The 17,105-nt window shown below is 56.0% G+C and carries 15 protein-coding genes; 10 read left to right on the plus strand and 5 right to left on the minus strand.

The window, feature by feature from the left end; all coding sequences use genetic code 11:
• Nucleotides 1-238 precede the first annotated feature (238 nt).
• The gene (gene rhtA / locus OTG14_RS02570) at nucleotides 239-1,126 is read right to left on the minus strand and encodes a threonine/homoserine exporter RhtA (RefSeq protein ID WP_024908710.1); all 888 of its coding nucleotides are present in this window, start codon (nucleotides 1,124-1,126) and stop codon (nucleotides 239-241) included.
• A gap of 354 nt (nucleotides 1,127-1,480) precedes the next feature.
• On the opposite strand from rhtA, the gene ompX reads away from it, so the two are divergent.
• Nucleotides 1,481-1,999 carry an outer membrane protein OmpX gene (ompX, locus tag OTG14_RS02575; RefSeq protein ID WP_024908709.1) on the plus strand — a complete coding sequence of 173 codons (519 nt, stop codon included), beginning with the start codon at nucleotides 1,481-1,483 and terminating at the stop codon, nucleotides 1,997-1,999.
• A gap of 159 nt (nucleotides 2,000-2,158) precedes the next feature.
• On the opposite strand, the gene OTG14_RS02580 is transcribed toward ompX, so the two are convergent.
• Nucleotides 2,159-3,742, minus strand: a complete 1,584-nt coding sequence (locus tag OTG14_RS02580) for a phosphoethanolamine transferase (RefSeq protein WP_267214532.1) — start codon at nucleotides 3,740-3,742, stop codon at nucleotides 2,159-2,161.
• Between the two features lie 283 nt (nucleotides 3,743-4,025).
• Nucleotides 4,026-4,154: a manganase accumulation protein MntS gene (gene mntS / locus OTG14_RS02585; RefSeq protein WP_032645368.1), complete on the minus strand. Its 129-nt coding sequence runs from the start codon at nucleotides 4,152-4,154 to the stop codon at nucleotides 4,026-4,028.
• A 183-nt stretch (nucleotides 4,155-4,337) separates the two neighbouring features.
• On the opposite strand from mntS, the gene mntR reads away from it, so the two are divergent.
• From mntR to OTG14_RS02630, 9 genes are all read left to right on the plus strand, one after another.
• Complete coding sequence (gene mntR, locus OTG14_RS02590) at nucleotides 4,338-4,811, plus strand: manganese-binding transcriptional regulator MntR (RefSeq protein WP_267214533.1); 474 nt, start codon at nucleotides 4,338-4,340, stop codon at nucleotides 4,809-4,811.
• A complete protein-coding gene (locus tag OTG14_RS02595) occupies nucleotides 4,808-5,917 on the plus strand; it encodes an anion transporter (RefSeq protein WP_157188804.1) in 1,110 nt (369 codons plus the stop codon). Before mntR ends, OTG14_RS02595 begins: the two co-directional genes overlap by 4 nt.
• Before the next feature lie 101 nt (nucleotides 5,918-6,018).
• A complete protein-coding gene (locus OTG14_RS02600) occupies nucleotides 6,019-7,113 on the plus strand; it encodes an HlyD family secretion protein (protein ID WP_267214534.1) in 1,095 nt (364 codons plus the stop codon).
• The gene (locus OTG14_RS02605) at nucleotides 7,110-8,681 is read left to right on the plus strand and encodes a DHA2 family efflux MFS transporter permease subunit (RefSeq protein ID WP_024908705.1); all 1,572 of its coding nucleotides are present in this window, start codon (nucleotides 7,110-7,112) and stop codon (nucleotides 8,679-8,681) included. Before OTG14_RS02600 ends, OTG14_RS02605 begins: the two co-directional genes overlap by 4 nt.
• Nucleotides 8,681-10,204, plus strand: a complete 1,524-nt coding sequence (locus OTG14_RS02610) for an efflux transporter outer membrane subunit (RefSeq protein WP_148769782.1) — start codon at nucleotides 8,681-8,683, stop codon at nucleotides 10,202-10,204. Before OTG14_RS02605 ends, OTG14_RS02610 begins: the two co-directional genes overlap by 1 nt.
• Nucleotides 10,205-10,311: 107 nt before the next feature.
• The gene (locus tag OTG14_RS02615; RefSeq protein WP_032649388.1) at nucleotides 10,312-11,352 is read left to right on the plus strand and encodes an aldo/keto reductase; all 1,041 of its coding nucleotides are present in this window, start codon (nucleotides 10,312-10,314) and stop codon (nucleotides 11,350-11,352) included.
• A gap of 148 nt (nucleotides 11,353-11,500) precedes the next feature.
• On the plus strand, nucleotides 11,501-12,877 hold the full coding sequence (locus OTG14_RS02620; RefSeq protein ID WP_267214535.1) for a glycoside hydrolase family 1 protein: 1,377 nt from the start codon (nucleotides 11,501-11,503) through the stop codon (nucleotides 12,875-12,877).
• Nucleotides 12,878-12,928: 51 nt separating this feature from the next.
• Complete coding sequence (locus OTG14_RS02625) at nucleotides 12,929-14,251, plus strand: PTS sugar transporter subunit IIC (RefSeq protein WP_267214536.1); 1,323 nt, start codon at nucleotides 12,929-12,931, stop codon at nucleotides 14,249-14,251.
• Between the two features lie 15 nt (nucleotides 14,252-14,266).
• A complete protein-coding gene (locus OTG14_RS02630; protein ID WP_024908700.1) occupies nucleotides 14,267-14,983 on the plus strand; it encodes a GntR family transcriptional regulator in 717 nt (238 codons plus the stop codon).
• Between the two features lie 8 nt (nucleotides 14,984-14,991).
• Here OTG14_RS02630 and OTG14_RS02635 read toward each other — a convergent pair whose 3' ends face one another.
• Both OTG14_RS02635 and ldtB read right to left on the minus strand, forming a co-directional pair.
• Complete coding sequence (locus tag OTG14_RS02635; RefSeq protein ID WP_024908699.1) at nucleotides 14,992-15,801, minus strand: glycosyltransferase; 810 nt, start codon at nucleotides 15,799-15,801, stop codon at nucleotides 14,992-14,994.
• Nucleotides 15,802-16,043: 242 nt separating this feature from the next.
• Nucleotides 16,044-16,964 (minus strand): L,D-transpeptidase, encoded by a 921-nt coding sequence (gene ldtB, locus OTG14_RS02640; RefSeq protein ID WP_024908698.1) that lies wholly within the window; start codon nucleotides 16,962-16,964, stop codon nucleotides 16,044-16,046.
• Between the last annotated feature and the right edge of the window lie 141 nt (nucleotides 16,965-17,105).

Consider the following 17,105-nt stretch of genomic DNA (forward strand, 5'->3'; position numbering starts at 1 on the left):
TTTTTTCCCTGCGGTTTGGCTGTGCCTATCGGTTTAATAGCGAGAAGGAGGTTGAGAATTTAACTCATTGAAATTAGTCTAAAATTTTAAAATTTATACAGATCAATCTTAATTACTGGCTGGGAATGTAAACCCAGAGGGATATTTTGAAAATAGGGCGAAGTGTGTAAAAAATTATAACGACAGTCTTTCTGGCCTTTATTCTGCATGGCATGGAAGCCATGCAGAATATATGGGCTTAGCGGATATCCACTTTCTCCACTTTAGGTTCAGGGCGCATGGTGAGCGTCGAGCCCATTGATGCCGCGATAATCGAGCAGAGCGCCAGCGTCTGGGTCAATGTCAGGGTTTCGCCGAGAAACACCATCCCGGAAATGGCGGCTAGTGCAGGCTCCATGCTCATCAGGGTGCCAAATATGCGCGTCGGCAGACGCGTAAGGGCAATCATCTCCAGAGAATAGGGAAGTGCGGTAGAGAGGATCGCGACCGCCAGCCCGATGGGCATGACGGACCATTGCCAGATAGATTCGGTCGCCTGCGCCATGCCGATGGGCACAAAGACGATAGCAGCGATCAGCGACCCCAACGCGACGGTCGCCGGACCGTGCTCTTCTCCTGCACGCTGGCCCGTGAGTATATAGACGGCCCAGCAGGCGCCTGCACCCAGCGCCAGCGCTGCGCCCGTCAGATCAATCTCAGAAACACTCTTGCCCAGCGGCAGCAGGAACCACAACCCCAGAACGGCTAACACGACCCAGATAAAATCGACCGGACGTCGCGAGGAGAAAAGCGCCACCGCCAGCGGGCCGGTAAACTCCAGCGCGACGGCAATACCCAGCGGTATCGTCTGAATAGAGAGGTAGAACAGGTAGTTCATTGCCCCCAGGGAGAGTCCATAAAACAGCAGCGGTAAACGCTGCTCCTTTTTGAATCGCAGACGCCAGGGTTTGAAAATAACCACCAGTATCGCCGTGCCCAGGACGATACGCAGGGCAGTTACCCCAGGCGCACCGACCAGCGGAAAAAGCGATTTTGCAAGCGAAGCACCGCTTTGAATGGACAACATGGCAATGAGTATGACTGCGACCGGCAACCAGACCGACGACGTGCGGGATAACCCAGGCATCCTTTCTCCTGTCAGCTTATGTCAAATGAGGTAAAAGTTGCAGTGTAAAGGAAATATGCGGCTACGGTTGAGGCGCTGTTGAAAAAAAACCACGTCAAATCCGTAAAATGGTTAAGCGCTGGTGGATTTATCGCCTGTCAGATTAGGAATAATCTGGATGAATGTAACTGCGCAGACGCGCACTATGCGCATTTAGTAGTGAAAATTGCATGTGATTTGAAAGAGATAGCTGACGCTGGAAACGTTCTGTTACAGGAAAGGTTTCATTAGACATCACGAATCACAAAGAGTTTCGCAAATTTTTTTGATATATTTAAAACTTACGGACTTACTTGGATCACATTTGAGGTGGTTATGAAAAAAATTGCATGTCTTTCAGCACTGGCCGCTGTACTGGCTGTTTCCGCAGGTACCGCTGTAGCTGCTACTTCTACTGTTACTGGTGGTTACGCTCAGAGCGACTATCAGGGCGTGATGAACAAAGCTAACGGTTTCAACCTGAAGTATCGCTACGAGCAGGATAACAACCCACTGGGCGTGATCGGTTCTTTCACCTACACCGAGAAAGATCGTTCTGAAAACGGCGCATACAACAAAGGCCAGTACTACGGTATCACCGCGGGCCCGGCTTACCGTCTGAATGACTGGGCGAGCATCTACGGTGTTGTAGGTGTTGGCTACGGTAAATTCCAGCAGACCGAAAACCAGGGTCTGAACCGCACTGCAAGCAACAGCGACTATGGCTTCTCCTATGGCGCAGGCCTGCAGTTCAACCCAATCCAGGACGTTGCTCTGGACTTCTCCTATGAGCAGAGCCGTATCCGCAACGTTGACGTTGGCACCTGGATCGCTGGCGTAGGTTACCGCTTCTAATCACTTCGGTGATTAAATAAAAAATCCGCCCAATGTGGCGGATTTTTTTTGTCGAAGAGAAAAGCAAAACGGCAACCTTAGGTTGCCGTTTTTAGTGTTTGTTCCCTCTCCCCGTGGGAGAGGGCCAGGGTGAGGGCATCGGTCCGCACGAGACGGCAATTACTTATTCTTAATATCAAAAATATCCGTACCCAGATGGTTGTAGTCAACTTTCTGTAACTTGAAGTTGGTAACGTACACTGGGGAAGCTTTCTTGTTAGAGACAAACGGGTAAGCATTTTTTATCTGCTCAGCCTTAATCCCGGTCCACTGCGAGAAGAACTGCAGGAAATCATTTGCCGAACGACGCGCTTTAATAACGCGATGCGTTTTATCGTCACTCGACAGCACCATAAACGGCACCTGGAAGTTCTGCTGGAACTTGTCATCGTGCGCCAGGTACTGCACCTCTTTACCACGCTCTTTAAACGCCAGCCCGTGATCCGAGAAATAGACCATGGAGAAGCTGTCGCCCGTATTGCGTAGCTGATCGTACAGCTTGCTCAGCAGGTCGTCGGTTTGCGTCATGGTGTAGAGATAGCAGGACGTCTCTTTGGACTGCACAAACTCCGCGTACTTCCCACCGGTCCGATCGCAGGCCTGCGGGTGCGACCCCATCAGGTGCAGGACGATCAGCTGAGGCTGGGTGCGCGGGGTGGCGAAGACCTGTGCCGTCATTTTCAACAGCGCTTCGTCTTTGGTGTTTTTGTCGGCTTCGAAGTCGCCATTTTTCAGGAACTGCACTTCGTCAGCGCGTTTGGCGATACTGGCGATGGCCGTATCGTATTCGCCAATTTGCCCCTGATTAGAGAACCACCACGTCTGAAAACCCGCACGGTTTGCCAGGGTGACGAAATTATCCTGATACTGCGGTTTGCCATCCACCACCCGGTTAAGGGTCAGGCCGAGCGATTTCTGCGTCGAGCCGCTGGCCGCGACATAATCGGTAAACAGCGTGCCTTTGACTGAACTGGCAAACGGTGTGTTATCCCAGTGACCGCCAAACGCTCCCATCGCATCGCGACGCGCGCTTTCGCCAATCACCACCACATAGGTGTGATATTTCGGCTTAACGGCCAGCACGTTCCAGGTGTCTTTCATATTGGAAAGCTCAGCCATGCGCGCCTGTTCGTCGAGAACCTCTTTATTGTTTACAACGACGTCTTTCACGAAGCGGAAAACCGGATAACCGATATTGCTGAGCCTTAGTTTACCGTCCCAGGTAATATTCTGGATGGGAGCGACAAAGGCCACGGCAATGCTGAGCACCAGACAGAGTATTTCGATCTTACCCCAGGATTTTTTCTCGCCCGACTGACGGCGGATGGCGATAACGCCCAGCGCGAAGATAAAGATCCCGACCACGTAGCTGTACCACGGGAAGATCGTCAGGATCTCCGTTGACTCTTCCATATTGGTCGAGTGCAGCGCCAGCAGGGTATTAAAGTTTGGCGCGCCGTAAGCCTGACCAAACGGGAAATAGAGTGCAGCAACCAGCGAACAGATGCCGATTAACGCTTTTTGCACGCGCGGTGCGGATCGCCACAGCAAATGCAGAACGCAGGTGAACGCCACCGCGTAAAGCAGACTAAAGGGATAACCCAGCGCAAAGTTAATCAGTAATGACTGCAAAAAGTAAAAACCCGTCCACGGGCTTAAGGCCCGGCTGCGGGTCACAACGGTATCTATCAGGGTTACATTCATAGGTCACTATCATGGATGAAAACGCCATGTGCTCACCCTGGCGTCAAGGGTCATAACCTGCCTGACAGTGCGTGGAGAGGGAATGAGGGTCCGCTTCAGCGAGCCGCAAATTGTGCAGGGCTGCAAGAAGATAGTGCGAGCGCTAAATAATATCAACAGTTGCTAAGCAGATGTTTTGCGAAGGGGATTGCAAATCCGTAAAAAAGATCGGGAATAAGGCGGCTGGAAGCCAGTTTAGAGCGAGATTGTGACGGGAAAATGAAGCGGCGTACCGCAACGCCGCTTAGTGGGAAGATTTGTCGTCCTGATGCGGTTTGTTGTTAAACATATCGCACAGCATGTTCAACAGCATTAAGCGCACTTTAAAAGGAGAGTGGGTAAACACGGTCATGCACCTCTTGAATTCGTTCATAAGACCTCCTGAGTTTTGATCCCTTCGATCCGTGAAGGGTGACTGCATTACATACAGATATAGCACAGGCTATATTGTATAGCTATGGCTATTTCGTTAATTTTTTGTGCTTGCGGAGCTATGGTTTACAATGTGCGCTCTCGAAACCGGGCGCTGGAAGCGTCACCCCACTGAGGAAGTACAATGAACCGTCGCGCAGGTCATCCGACAATGAGGAAAACGACGCAACTGGTGAATGTTGAAGAACATGTCGAAGGTTTTCGCCAGGTCCGTGAAGCGCACCGGCGTGAACTGATTGATGATTATGTTGAACTCATTTCCGATCTGATCCGTGAGGTTGGTGAAGCGCGGCAGGTCGATATGGCCGCCAGGCTGGGGGTTTCACAGCCAACTGTCGCTAAAATGTTAAAACGCCTGGCCTCCGTGGGCTTAATTGAAATGATCCCCTGGCGCGGTGTTTTTCTGACGCCGGAAGGGGAGCAACTCGCGCAGGAGAGCCGCGAGCGCCATCAGCTTGTCGAGAATTTTTTACTGGTGCTGGGCGTCAGCCCGGAGATTGCCCGCCGGGATGCGGAAGGAATGGAACACCACGTTAGCGAAGAGACGCTGGTGAAATTTCGTGAATTTACGCTTAAATATGGTCCCTCCGCTGAATGAAAATCCCTGGACTGCAGGCCCTGGCACGCGATCGTTTCTTCCATCTCTTATTAATTATTGGCGCAGCGTTAAGCCTCTTTGTGCCTTTTGCCCCACACGCCTGGCCCGCCGCGATTGACTGGCGCACCATCATTACCCTGAGCGGCCTGATGATGCTCACCAAAGGGGTCGAGCTGAGCGGCTATTTTGACGTTCTGGGACGTAAAATGGTGCGCCGGTTTGCCACCGAACGCAGGCTGTCCCTGTTTATGGTGTTCTCCGCCGCGGTGCTGTCGACGTTTCTGACCAACGATGTGGCGCTATTTATCATCGTGCCGCTCACGCTCACGCTGCGTAAGCTCTGTGAAATTCCGGTCAGTCGTCTGATTATCTTTGAAGCGCTCGCCGTAAACGCCGGTTCTCTGTTGACGCCTATCGGCAACCCGCAAAATATCCTGCTCTGGGGCCGTTCCGGCCTGTCGTTTGCCGCCTTTACCTGGCAGATGGCCCCGCTGGCGCTGGTGATGATGCTGTCCCTGCTGGCGGTCTGCTGGTTTGCCTTCCCGGATAAAAAACTGCAGTACCACAGTGGCACAACGGGCCCGCAGTGGCAGCCGCGTCTGGTGTGGAGCTGCCTCGGGTTATACATTGTCTTTCTGTTCGCGCTGGAGCTGAAGTATGAAGTGGCGGGCGTCCTGCTGGTCGCCGCGGGCTTTGTCGTCCTGGCGCGGCGTGTGCTGGTGAGCGTGGACTGGACGCTGCTGCTGGTCTTTATGGCGATGTTTATTGATGTGCATCTCCTTATCCAGCTTCCGGTGCTGCAAAACGTTCTGCACAGCGTCAGCACGCTGTCTCAGCCGGGATTGTGGCTAACGGCGATTGGCCTGTCGCAGTTTATCAGCAACGTGCCTTCCACCATTCTGCTGCTCAACTACGTTCCGCCGGATACGCTCCTGGCCTGGGCCGTTAACATTGGCGGGTTTGGCCTGCTGCCCGGCTCGCTGGCCAACCTGATTGCCCTGCGTATGGCCAACGACCGTCGTATCTGGTGGCGTTTCCACGTCTGGTCGATTCCGATGCTGGTTTGGGCCGCGGCGATCGGTTTCGGACTATTCCTTCTCATATAGTGCGCAATTTGTCAGTTTTTCCTGGCAAACGTATAGCAACGTCCTAGCTTTAGTGAACGGCATAGTGTGATGCCGCTCACTGACAGGACCGTTGCTGACCTATGGCTGAAGATCAAACTCCCCCTGCTGACGAGCAGGACAAAAACAATAATGCGCGTAAGCGCCCGGGCAAAAAACCGTTAATTATCCTCGGCATTGTCGTGGTGGTGATGGTCGTCGTGGCGCTGGTCTGGTGGTTTTTAACCCGTAACGAAGAGACGACCGACGACGCCTTTACCGACGGCGACGTGGTGACGATTGCCCCCAAAACGGCGGGCTACGTCACCGAGCTGCGCGTGCGTGATAACCAGCGCGTGAAAAAGGGCGATCTGCTGGTGGTCATCGATCCGCGTGATACCACCGCGCAGCGCGATCAGGCCCAGGCCCAGCTTGGGCTGGCTATCGCGCAGCTGCATCAGGCTCAGGCGCAGCTGGCGCTCTCGAAAGTGCAGTATCCCGCCCAACGTGACGAAGCCAAAGCGCAGGTGCTGAAAGCGCAGGCCGATCTGGCGAACGCGCAGGCGGAGTACCGTCGCCAGAGCGGCGTCGACCCGCGGGCAACCACCCAGCAAAGCATTGATTCCGCGAACGCTCAGCTGCGCAGCGCGCAGGCGGGGCTGGCCAGCGCCCAGGCGCAGCTGGAGGTAGCGGAACAGGTACAGCTGCAAATCCGCCAGCAGGAAACCAACGTTGAAGCGCGCGAGCGTCAGGTCGATCAGGCGAAAGCGCAGCTGGAAACGGCCAATCTGAACCTCTCTTACACCGAAGTCCGCGCTCCGTTCGACGGGTTTGTCACCAAACGCAACGTTCAGCCCGGCACGCTGGTGCAGGCGGGAACGGCGTTGTTCTCCCTGGTTTCACCGAACGTGTGGGTGGTGGCGAACTTCAAAGAGTCCCAGCTTGAGCGCATGAAGCCCGGCGATAAGGTCACCGTGTCCGTCGACGCGTGGCCGGATATGGCGCTCGAGGGCCACGTTGACAGCATCCAGCAGGGCAGCGGCTCGCGCTTCTCCGCCTTCCCGGCAGAAAATGCCACCGGTAACTTCGTCAAAATTGTGCAGCGCGTGCCGGTCAAAATCGTGATTGATAAGGGGCTCGATCCGAACAGACCGCTGCCGCTGGGGCTGTCGGTTGCGCCGAAGGTGACGGTGGAATGACGGATCACAGCCACGACAGCTGGAAGCCCGCCAGCAATCCGTGGGCGGTGGCGATTGTCGTCACCCTGGCGGTGTTTATGGAGATCCTCGACACCACCATCGTCAACGTGGCGCTGCCCCACGTGGCGGGTTCGCTCTCGTCCAGCTATGACGAATCCACCTGGGTGTTAACCAGCTACCTGGTCGCGAACGGCATCGTGCTGCCCATCTCGGCGTTTCTGAGCCGCGTCTTCGGCCGCAAGCAGTTCTTCCTGATCTGCATCGTCATGTTCACCGTCTGCTCGTTCCTGTGCGGGATCGCCACCGAGCTGTGGCAAATCATCCTGTTCCGCGTGATGCAGGGCTTCTTTGGCGGCGGGCTGCAGCCGACGCAGCAGTCGGTGCTGCTCGACTACTTCAAGCCCGAAGACAGGGGCAAAGCCTTTGGGCTCTCGTCCATCGCGATTATCGTTGCGCCGGTCCTCGGCCCGACGCTGGGAGGCTGGATCACCGACAACTACTCCTGGCGCTGGGTGTTCTTTATCAACATTCCGGTGGGGATTGTCACGGTGCTGGCCATCTACCAGCTGCTGGAAGATCCGCCGTGGGAGAGCAAGTCTAAAGAGAAGCTGACCATCGACTGGACGGGGATCGGCCTGATCGCCCTGGGGCTGGGCTGTCTGCAGGTGATGCTCGACCGGGGAGAAGACGAAGACTGGTTTAACTCGAACTTTACCCGCACTTTCGCGGTATTAACGCTGATCGGCATCATTGGTGCGATTTACTGGCTGGTGTATGCCAAAAAACCGGTGGTGGATCTGCACTGCATGAAGGACCGCAACTTTGCCATCTCCAGCCTGCTGATGGCGGGGATGGCGATGATTTTGTACGGCAGTTCGGTGGTGATCCCGCAGCTGGCGCAGCAGGACCTGGGCTATACCGCCACCTGGTCCGGGCTGGTGCTGTCGCCCGGAGCGGTGCTGATTGTGCTGACGATTCCGCTGGTGCTGAAGCTGATGCCGGTGGTGCAAACGCGCTGGATTATCGCCTTTGGCTTTACCTGCCTGGCGGTGTCGTTCTTCTGGTCGCGCACGCTGACCCCGGATATCGACTTCGAAACCCTGGTATTGTTCCGCAGCGCCCAGTCGCTGGGGCTGGGGTTCCTGTTTGTGCCGCTGACTACCATTGCCTTTATCTCGATACCAAGGCGGCTGAACGCCGATGCGGCGGCGCTGTTCACCATGTTCCGCAACGTGGCGGGCTCGGTCGGGATCTCGCTGTCGACGGCGGCGATTACCGAGCGCTCGCAGGCGCACAGCGCGCACCTTGCGTACCACGCCTCGCCGTTTAACGAGCAGTTTCAGCAGGCGATACGCGAAAGCGCGCAGGCGATCCAGAACTTCACCACCCAGGTGGGCGATCCCACCGGCATCGCCACCGGACGTATGTACCAGACGATGATTGAGCAGTCGCGCTTCCTGGCCTACATCGACGTCTTCACCATTCTGAGCGCGGTGGCCTTGCTATTGATTCCGTTTTGTTTGTTGCTCTCGCCGGTTAAGAGCGAGGGGAGTGCAGGAGCACATTGATGATACACAGACGTTTACACCCCCTGATGATAATGATGCTGCTGGCAGGCTGCGCCGTCGGGCCGGACTACCAGCCGCCCGCGCCACCTGCCGTCACGCACTGGAACGATAAGGGCGACAGCGCGGTAAAATCGCAAACGACCTCCGCCGCGACCAACCCGCGCTGGTGGAAGACCTTCGGCTCGCCGCAGCTCGACAGCCTGGTTGAGCGCGCCATTGCCGGGAACCTGACGCTGCAGCAAACGGTGCTGCGCATCGCCGGCGCGCGTGAACAGATTAACCAGGCCGGCGGGGCGTTTTATCCGTCGGTGAACGGCAATCTGCAGGCGACGCGCCAGCAGCTTGGGCTGGAAGGGGAGCTGAAATCCCACGGTGTATATGACCAGGTGGATAGCATCGATCCCGCTCTCAAGGGCGCGCTGGGACCGCTGACGCAGCCGATCAACCTCTACCAGGGCAGCTTCGACGCCCAGTGGGAAATCGACCTGTGGGGCAAGGTGCGCCGTCAGGTGGAAGCCGCCGAAGCGCAGCAGAAAGCGGCTATCGAGCAGCGTAACGACGCGCTGGTGTCGCTGGAGGCGGAAGTGGCGCGCGCGTGGCTCCAGCTGCGCGGGGCGCAGAGCATTATCGCCACGCTGAACACCCAGATTAAAAGCGCGCAGCAGACGCTGGATCTGACCGAGAGCCGCCAGCGCGGCGGGCTGTCGCCGCAAATGGATGTGGAAAACGCCCGGGCGCAGTTAGGCAACCTTGAGGCACAGCTTCCGCAATATCAGGCGCAGGCGCGTCAGGCGATGAATGGCCTGGCAATCCTCCTGGGCAAGCCGCCGGGGGCGCTGGATGCGGAATTACAAAGCGTGCAGCCGATGCCCGCGCTGCCGGATATTGTGCAAACGGGCATTCCGTCGACGCTGGCGCGCCGCCGTCCGGACGTGCGCGAAGCGGAGGCGAACCTTCATGCCGCCACGGCGCAAATCGGCGTCTCTGTGGCGGAGCTGTTCCCGAGCTTTACCCTCTCCGGGCAGTTTGGCCTGCGCAACAGCGAAACCAACTGGCTGACCGACTGGAGCAGCCACTTCTACAGCTTTGGCCCGCAGGTCTCCATTCCCATCTTTCAGGGCGGTCGACTGGTCTCCAGCGTGAAGGTGGCGCGCGCGCAGCAGGGTGCGGCGGTGCTGGACTATCGTCAGACGGTGCTCACCGCGCTTGGTGATGTCGAAAATGCGCTGGTGAGCTATCGCACCGACCAGCAGCGTGAAGCGGGGTTGGCGAAAACGATCGATGCGCTGCAAAACGCGTTTGACCTGGCAAGCGACAGCTACCGCCAGGGGATCGCCAGCTTCATTGACGTGCTGGACGCCCAGCGTCAGCTGGCGCAGGCGCAGCAGCAGCGCGCGCAGGCGCAGGTGCAGAGCGCGCTCGATCTGGTGGCGCTCTACAAGGCGCTCGGCGGCGGCTGGGAGCCGTATCAGCAGGTGCAATTACCGGACTACAGCGTCTTTGGCGACGCCCCGCGCGGATAAATATTCAGAGGATTGGGCAAGAAACGGACAGGAACGCCACATTCGCGATCGCTGAGGGGCGGGTATAACTATCGGGTACCCCTTAAACGACATGCGAGGATTATCTTATGCGTTATCAAAAACTGGGCAACACCGGACTGTTTGTTTCTGAACTGTGCCTCGGCACCATGACCTTCGGTGGTGAAGACGGCATGTGGGGCAAGATTGGCCAGCTTAAGCAAAACGAAGCCGAGCAGCTGGTGGGCCGCGCGCTGGATGCGGGCATTAACTTCATCGATACCGCTGACGTCTATTCGGAAGGGCGCTCGGAGACGATCCTCGGGCAGGCGCTGAAAAACCTCAACGTCCCGCGCGAAAATGTGGTGGTTGCCACCAAGGTGTTCGGCGAAACGGGCACCGCCGGGGTGAACTCGCGCGGCAGCTCGCGGTATCACATCATCAGCAGCGTGAAGGAGAGCCTGCGCCGCCTGCAGCTCGATCATATCGATCTCTATCAGCTTCACGGTTTCGACCCGGCCACGCCGATTGAGGAGACGCTGTATGCGCTGGATAATCTGGTGCAGCATGGCCACGTGCGCTATATCGGCGTCTCGAACTGGGCGGCGTGGCAGATTGCCAAAGCGCTGGGTATTTCCGAGCGTCTCGGGCTGGCGCGTTTCGCATCACTCCAGGCGTATTACACCATCGCCGGACGCGATCTGGAGCGCGAGCTGGTGCCGATGATGCAGAGCGAAGGCGTCGGGCTGATGGTCTGGAGCCCGCTGGCGGGCGGCCTGCTGAGCGGAAAATATGGCCGCGACGGGCAGAGCGAAGCCGGTGGTCGTCGTCTGGAGTTTGACTTCCCGCCGGTGAATAAAGATCGCGCCTTCGACTGCGTGGACGTAATGCGGACTATCGCCGAAAGCAAGGGCGTCTCCGTCGCGCAAATCGCGCTGGCGTGGCTGCTACATCAAAAAGCGGTGACCAGCGTGATTATTGGCGCGAAACGCGTTGAACAGCTGGACGACAACATTGCCGCCACCGGTATCCTTCTCAGCGAAGACGAGCTTAAACAGCTGGATGCGGTCAGCGCGCTGCCGCGGGAATATCCTGGCTGGATGCTGGAGCGTCAGGGAGAGTATCGCCGTAATCAGCTCGCGCAACAGTAACCCTTCTTGCCCCGGGAGTGCATCGCTTACCGGGGCTTTTTTTCCCGCCTTGCTCACAAAAAACGATCCTCCTCTTTGATCCTCTTTTCAGTATCGCCTATATGACTAGACATGAAATTTTAAATGACTAGTCATATAGGGAGAGACCATGATCAATTCATTGCCGACCAACTTTTTGTGGGGCAACTCAGTGTCCAGCATGCAGACGGAAGGGGCCTGGAACGAGGGCGGGAAAGGCATGTCGGTATACGACATTCGTGAAGCCGGGGAGAACGTCTCCGACTGGAAAGTGGCGACCGACTCCTACCACCGCTACCGGGAAGATTTTGACCTGATGCAGGATCTGGGCATGAACTGCTACCGCTTCCAGATCTCATGGAGCCGCGTCTGCCCGCAGGGTGACGGCCCGTTCAACGACGAAGGCATCGCATTTTACGACCGCTTTATTGACGATCTGATCGCCCGCGGCATCGAGCCGATGATCTGCCTGTACCATTTCGACATGCCGCTGGCGCTGGCGCAGGAGTACAACGGCTTCAACGACCGCCGCGTAATGGACGCCTTTATCCGCTATGGCAAAAAGATGATCGACTGTTATGGCGACCGCGTGAAGTACTGGCTGACCTTCAACGAGCAGAACATCTTCCATATGCCGGAAGCGTTCCGTATTTCCGGCTATATGAAAGGCGAGAAAACCCTGCGCGAGCTGTACGAGCTGCAGCACCATACCATGGTGGCACACATGGCGCTAACCGAATACCTGCACCGGACCAGACCGGGCCAGCTGATGGGCGGCATGCTGGCGCACCAACTGATCTACCCGGCTACCTGCAAACCGCGAGATATCTTCTGCGCCCAGCAGTATGACGAGTTTCTCAACCAGAACCTGCTGCGCGTCTTCGCAGGGCAGGGCTACAGCCCGGCGGTGATGGCGGTGGTGGAACAGGAGGGCTTTGGTGATATCTACCGTGCCGAGGACCTGGCCCTGTTCGCCCGTACAAAGAACGACTATATGGCCTTCAGCTATTACGCCAGCAAAACGCTGGACAGCGATGCGATCCCGGAAGGCACGCCGGTGAACTATTACCTGCTGCACGGCGAGAAAAATAACCCGTACCTGAAGGCCACCGAGTGGAACTGGCAGATCGATCCGCTGGGCTTCCGCACCATCATCACCCGCTACGCCAACGACTGGCGCCTGCCGGTGTTCCCGATCGAGAACGGCATTGGGGTGATTGAGTCATGGGACGGCGTGAACCCGATTGAGGACACCTACCGCATCGACTATCACCGGGCGCACATCGAGGCCATGAAAGCGGCGATGTTCGAGGACGGGGCAGAGGTCATTGGCTACCTCGGCTGGGGATTGATCGACATTCTCAGCTCCCAGGGCGACATGCGTAAGCGCTACGGCGTGGTCTATGTCAACCGGGAAAACCACGACCTGAAAGACCTGAAGCGCGTGCCGAAGAAGAGCTACGCGTGGTTAAAACAGGTTATCCATACCAACGGACGCGAGATGTAAGCCGTACGCTGCCGGGCCGTTTTTGTGACTGATTGATGGGAACACTCCGCTATGTCTGAAACAAAAATCACACCGCACATGCAGTCCTTTGTCGATAAATTTGTCGAGTTTTCGGCGCGCCTGGCAAACCAGGTGCACCTGCGCTCCCTGCGCGACGCCTTCGCCACGGTGATGCCGATTTTCATCCTCGCCGGTCTGGCGGTGCTGGTGAACAACGTGGTGTTTCCGTGGATTTTTCACGGCGATACGCTGGCACACTTCAAAGTGTGGGGCGAGGCGATTATCAACGGCACGCTGAACATTGCCGCGCTGCTGCTGGCCCCGATGATTGCCTGGTCGCTGGCGCGCAACAAAGATTTCGACAATCCGGTCTCGGCAGTGGTTATCGCCGTCAGCAGCTTTATCATCATGATGCCGATGCGCTTGCAGATTACGCCCGTCGGCAGCGATACCACGGTGAACGTCACCCAGGTGCTGACGTTCGCCAATATCGGCTCCACCGGGATTTTTGCCGGCGTGCTGATTGGGCTGCTCTCAACGGAACTGTTTATCGCTATTTCGCGGCTTAAGGCGCTGCACATTTCGCTGGGGGAAAACGTGCCTCCGGCGGTGAGCAAATCTTTTACCGCGCTGATCCCGACCATCCTCACGCTCTCGCTGTTTGCTGTGCTGGCGGCAGTGCTGGCAAACGTGCTGCATACGGATCTGATCCATCTCATTACGACCTTTATCCAGCAGCCGCTGCGGCTGATCAACACCAGCCTGCCCGGGACGATTTTCATCTACAGCTTCGGCAACTTCTTGTTCACGCTCGGTATTCATCAGTCGGTGGTCAACAGCGTGGTGCTGGAGCCGTTCCTGCTGATCAATACCAACGAAAATATGCTGGCCTTCGCCAACGGTCAGCCCATTCCGCACATCATCAACAATATCTTCGTGCCGACGTTCGGCATGGTAGGCGGCACGGGCAGCACGATCTCGCTACTGATCGCCATCTTTATCTTCTCCCGACAACAGTCGGCGAAGCAGGTGGCGCGTCTCTCGCTGGCGCCGGGCCTGTTTAACATCAACGAGCCGGTGATTTTTGGCCTGCCGATCGTGTTTAACCTGCCGCTGATGATCCCGTTTGTGCTGCTACCCGCCATCGGCATCTATTTCGCCTGGCTCTGTACCACGCTGGGGTTAATGTCGCGCTGCGTGGTGATGATCCCGTGGACCACGCCGCCGATCCTGAGCGCCTGGCTGGCCACGGCGGGGGACTGGCGGGCGGTGGTGGTGCAGTTGGCAATCATCGTATTTGGTGTATTCTTCTACCTGCCTTTCCTCAAAATTGCCGAGCGAGTGGCGTTGAAAAACAGCGGGATAGAAAACTAACAGAAAGGAAGGACGATGGCGGCGAAGTACATCACCATAGCGCGGGAAATTAAGAAACGCATTATCAGCCAGCAGTACGCCGCCAACGAACCCCTGCCGGACCAGTTTGCGCTGGCGGCGGAGTTCAGCTCCAGCCGGATGACCATTCAGCAGGCGATGCGCCAGCTGATCGTCGAAGGTCTGGTCTATACCCGTCAGGGCCAGGGCACGTTCATCCGTAAAAACTTCCTCCAGCTCTCGCAGTGGGATCTCTCCGGCAGCGACTACTTTGGCGCGACCAAAACCTGGGCACATCTGGGCACGGTCACGAGCCAGGTGGTGCATTTCGAGCTGCGCTTTCCTAATGAAAAAGAGCAGGCGTCGCTGATGATTAACGCCGATGCGCCGATCTATGACTTTATTCGACTCCGTTTGCTGAACGGTGAACCGATGTCGCTGGATTCCACGGTGATGCCGATGAATCTGGTCCCGGGCCTGACGAAAAACCATCTTGAAGCTTCAGTGTTCCAGTACGTTCAGGAAACGCTGGGGCTGAAAATTATGGGGTCGTACCGGGTGGTGCGGGCGCTTAAGCCCAGCGCACTGGACAGAGAGCATCTGGTCTGCGAGGAAACCGATCCGGTGCTGGAGGTGGAGCAGGTGATTTATCTGGAGGATGGCACGCCGCTGGAGTATGCCCACTGCCACTATCGCTACGACCACGGCGGGATCGTGATCGTGAATAACGGGTAATCAGTCTTTCAGGCGCACGACTCGAAATAGCTGTCCGTGTCTTTTATGTAAAGATCGTTCTGACACAGATGCTGGATTTGACCAGGCTTAAATGTAAAACGGATTTTTTGAAACCAGGAACGTTTTATTTTGCTGGTATTCTCGCGCGATAATCCATAGTCATGGATTATTTCATGAACAAAACGAATGCTTTGTGCAGAAACATAGACAGGTGTTTTGGTTAGCTGAATCAGTTTGCTGATCCAAATATCATCCGCGCGAGGACAAACCGTAATAAAATCTTCGTTAAAATGGAAATATTCCGGGATCATATTTTTCTTGAGCACAACGCCACCAAGACCGGTGATGATATAGTTCTGCTCAACGACTTTTGGCACGGTGATAAGCGGGAAATTACGATAGGTATCAAGAAGTTCTTTCTTCTTCTTTACTGTTTCACGCACCCGCGCGGCAACCACATATTTTTGATTGTGGCGATAAAAATCATCCAGCAGTGTTTCTGCCCAAATTTCGTTATAGATTGCGTCATCATCGGCATAAATCAGAATATCGTCTTCGGTTGCTGCTTGCAGCGCCGGAAACAATTTCCGATAAGGGCCGGTGTTCTTAACCCATTTAAAAACCAGGTTGGTGCCCGTCTGGCGAATTTTCTGCGCCCATTCCGGCTCCTCAGTGATGCCTTCGTCACTGAGATAAGGTGTACTGGAGACCCACACAACAATTTGATCGACCTTCTTACTCTGGTTCGCCAGTGACCACACTGTTTGCGAACAGAGATAAAGGCGCGATTTTGTTGTTGTTAAGTTAATGCTAATCATCAAACTATGCGTGCTCCAGGAGATAAAAAGACCTTATAAAAGCAGATAAAACTGATTTTATAAGTGGGCGCATCATAACACTTAGAGGATTAGATGTAACCCCGCTGGGTTAGCAGAAAATGGCAAGAAAGGCACTTACGGCAGTAATAGCTGTTCAGAAAGGGTCAGCGTGATGGAGATTACAGTGCAATAAGACCCCGATAATACGGGGTCTTATAAGATACGTTATTGATTCAGTGTGATCAGTTCAAACGCACCGGCATACCGGAGCGGTTCTGCACGGCCTGGTCAACAATCGCCGTTTCGACATCTGGCTGAGACGTCACCGCCTGCACCGCGCTGTTCAGCGTAACAGGAACGACTTCGTTGTTGTTGATCTGGTCCTCGCTGGTGGACAGCGGGTTGTGCACTTCGATGTAGCGGCTGCCGTCTGGTTCAGAGGTCGCTTTCACCGGTTCGTTGATGAACTGCACGCGCGTACCGACCGGCACGTTTTCGAACAGGAATTTGATGTCGTCGTTACGCAGGCGCACGCAGCCGTGGCTCACGCGCAGGCCGATACCGAAGTTGGCGTTGGTGCCGTGGATCGCATACAGACGACCAATGTACAGCGCGTACAGGCCCATTGGGTTATCCGGGCCTGCCGGTACAACGGCTGGCAACGGTTCGCCCGCCGCGATGTATTCTGCGTGCATTTTGGCGGTCGGCGTCCAGGTTGGGCCCGCTTTCTTACGCTCAACTTTGGTGGTCCAGTTCATTGGGGTGTCTTTACCCAGCTGGCCGATACCGATTGGCAGCACGATAACGGTGTTGGTGCCTTTCGGGTAGTAGTACAGACGCATTTCGGCGCTGTTAATCACGATACCTTCATGAACGGTATCCGGCAGGATCAGCTGCTGAGGAATATTCAGCACTGTACCTGCTTTCGGCAGGTACGGGTCAACGCCCGGGTTCGCTTCCAGCATGTTAGACAGGCCCAGCTGGTACTGCGCAGCGAAATACTCCAGCGGCTGAGAGTTACCTTCAGGAACCGTCACCACCTGGTTTTGACCCACCAGACGGCTTCCGTCGGTCGGCAGGGGATACGTCACCGCAGACGCGGTCTTACAAAAACCTACTACGGCTAACGCCGCCGCAAAAAGCGCTGTTAATTTCATGTTCATGTTGTGCGAGGTATCTAAGCCATTCAGGCGATGAGTTGATAAGTCTGAATCTGTGATGGGAGCGCATTATATGTGCATTCCCGCTCACAGGGAATTCAGATGTGTACGAAATCACATTTTTTTCGATTTTGTTAAAGTTTA

Source organism: Enterobacter pseudoroggenkampii, from assembly GCF_026420145.1.
Lineage (GTDB): Bacteria > Pseudomonadota > Gammaproteobacteria > Enterobacterales > Enterobacteriaceae > Enterobacter > Enterobacter pseudoroggenkampii.